A 566-nucleotide genomic window follows, 5' to 3' on the forward strand; every position below is an offset into this window, starting at 1 on the left:
CGGCTATGGCAGCCAGGGCCACGCCCATGCCCAGAACCTGCGCGATTCGGGCGTCAAGGACATCGCCATCGCACTGCGCGCCGGTTCGGCGACCGCCAAGAAGGCGACCGATGCGGGCTTCAAGGTGATGACCAATGCCGAGGCCGCCGCCTGGGCCGACATCACCATGATCCTCGCGCCCGACGAGCATCAGGCCGCCATTTATGCCGACGATCTCCACGCCAACCTGAAGCAAGGCGCGACGATCGCGTTCGCGCACGGCCTCAACGTGCATTTCGGCCTGATCGAGCCGCGCGCCGATCTCGACGTCATCATGATCGCGCCCAAGGGCCCCGGCCACACCGTGCGCAGCGAATATGTGCGCGGCGGCGGCGTCCCCTGCCTGATCGCGATCCATCAGGACAAGAGCGGCAACGCGCATGACATCGGCCTCGCTTACGCATCGGGCGTCGGCGGCGGTCGCTCGGGCATTATCGAGACCAACTTCAAGGAAGAGTGCGAAACCGATCTGTTCGGCGAGCAGGCCGTACTGTGCGGCGGCATCACCCACCTCATCCAGGCCGGCT

General features: G+C 66.3%; 1 protein-coding gene. It reads left to right on the forward strand.

Going from position 1 to position 566, the window contains the following annotated elements; translation table 11 throughout:
- A partial coding sequence (gene ilvC, locus AACY52_RS29640; protein ID WP_339561274.1) for a ketol-acid reductoisomerase occupies nucleotides 1-566 on the forward strand: 566 nt, incomplete at both ends.

Source organism: Pseudomonas sp. EA_65y_Pfl1_P113 (assembly GCF_963970525.1).
GTDB lineage: Bacteria > Pseudomonadota > Gammaproteobacteria > Pseudomonadales > Pseudomonadaceae > Aquipseudomonas > Aquipseudomonas tritici.